Raw genomic sequence first — 1,770 nt, 5'->3', positions numbered from 1 at the left:
AGTGGCTCCCTCCTCCGCCTTGCGATGCACGCACCCCAACGCCGCCCCGCCCGCCCTCCGGGCGGACGACGGGAGTTTGAAGACGGACCCTAGGGCCGGTCGTCGGCCGGGCCTTGGGCGCGCCCGACCTTGCCGGTGAGCAGCCCCTGGAAGAGGTTCAGTCGGTGGATGTTGGCGGCGCCCTCGAGGAACTCCGTCGCCCGGGCGTCGCGCGCCAGCTTGTCCAGCAGCGGGTGCGCCAGCCGGGCGCCGGGCCCGAAGAAGCCGCAGGCCGCCAGCGTCACCTCCTCGGCGAGCCGGGCGGCGCGCAGCTTGGCGGCCGAGGCGAGGTGCCCGTCGGCCGGCCGGGCGTCGACCGCCGCGGCGGCCTGCAGCACCAGCCGGCGGACGGCGTCGATCCGGCGGCCGAGCGCGTCCAGCCGCTCCCGCTCGGCGGTGCGCAGCGGGCCGCGGTGCGCGGCCACGTAGTCGTGGGCCGCGGCGGCGATGCCCACCGCGATCGCGGCGACACCGGGGCGCAGCAGGTTGAAGGTCTGGACGAAGGCCCAGACCCCGCGCCGGCTGGCCGGCAGGTGGCGGCCGAGGAACCGCTCCTCCGGGACGGCCACCGCGTCCAGCCGGATCGCGCCGATCCGGGCGCCGCGCAGCCCCAGCATGTCCAGCGGCTCGGCGTGGAAGCCGGGGGTGTCGGTGTCGACCAGGACGGCGGTGATGCCCAGCGGCCCGGGCCGGGTGCGGGCGAAGACCACCGCGAGCCGGGCCCGCGAGGCGTTGCCCACGTAGCGCTTCTCGCCGGTGAGCAGCGCCCCGCCCGGGGCCGGGGTCAGCGCGGTGGTCAGGGCCGTCGCGTCCGAGCCGCGGTCCGGCTCGGTCAGCGCGAAGCAGGTCCACAGCGGCTCGCGCAGCATCCGGTCGTAGAACCACCGCTTCTGCCGCTCGTCGGCGCACAGGCCGACCGCGACGCCGGCCAGGAACGGCCCCGGCGAGGCGACCATCGCGCCGACGTCGGCGCGGGCCAGCTCCTCCATGACGACCGCGCGCTCCAGCGCCGAGTCGCCGCAGTAGCTCTGCCCGTCGATCCGCTCCGGCTCGTTCCCGTACGCCGCCGGGATGCCCATGGTCGCCAGGTAGCGGACGGCCGGGAGGTCGAGGTGGTGCCGGACGGCCTCCGGGTCGCGGTCGATCTCCAGCGCGAGCGGGCGCAGGTCGGCGCCCCACGCGCGGACCCGGTGGCGCAGGGCGGCCAGGTGCCCGTCCGGCCCGGTCACCGCGGCTCCTCCCCGGTCACGAAGACCTCCGCCACCAGCTCCGACAGGTAGGGCGGCATCCCGGGGCCGTCCCGCAGGTAGCCGCTGGCGCCCAGCAGCTTGACCTGCTCCCGGTCGGCCGCGGTGATCCGGGCGTGCACGTCCGCCAGCACCGCGGCGGACAGGTCGCCGGGGCCGGCCCCGGCGAGCACCGCCCGGACCTCCAGGTGGTCGGCCACCGCCTCGGCGACGGTGCCCTTCACCAGCTGCTGCTGCAGCAGGTACGAGTCGCCGCTGCGGCGCCGGCCCAGGTAGCCCAGGCAGGTCGAGCGCAGCGACTCCGACAGGCCGAGCCGCACCCAGGCGAGGCCCAGCACGAAGGCGGAGCCGGCGTCCCGCTCGGCCGCGCTGCGCCCGGCCGGCGGCGGGGCGCCCGGCTAGGTAGCCGGCCCGCTCGTAGTCGATGGTGACCACCGGGAAGCGGTCGGGGGCGTCGGTCTCCCAGGCGCACAGCGCGACCGGG

General features: G+C 77.5%; 2 protein-coding genes. Both read right to left on the bottom strand.

The genetic code is table 11. From position 1 onward, the window contains the following. Positions 1 to 89: 89 nt before the first annotated feature. The gene (locus ABZW03_RS40475) at positions 90 to 1,268 is read right to left on the bottom strand and encodes an acyl-CoA dehydrogenase family protein (RefSeq protein WP_355269835.1); all 1,179 of its coding nucleotides are present in this window, start codon (positions 1,266 to 1,268) and stop codon (positions 90 to 92) included. Next, the gene (locus tag ABZW03_RS40470) at positions 1,265 to 1,624 is read right to left on the bottom strand and encodes a hypothetical protein (protein WP_355269833.1); all 360 of its coding nucleotides are present in this window, start codon (positions 1,622 to 1,624) and stop codon (positions 1,265 to 1,267) included. Before ABZW03_RS40470 ends, ABZW03_RS40475 begins: the two co-directional genes overlap by 4 nt. Between the last annotated feature and the right edge of the window lie 146 nt (positions 1,625 to 1,770).

This window comes from Kitasatospora sp. NPDC004799 (assembly GCF_040609095.1).
In the GTDB taxonomy this organism is placed as follows: domain Bacteria; phylum Actinomycetota; class Actinomycetes; order Streptomycetales; family Streptomycetaceae; genus Kitasatospora.
The sequence above is the reverse complement of the archived record's forward strand: the minus strand, read 5'-3'. Positions and strand labels throughout refer to the sequence as shown.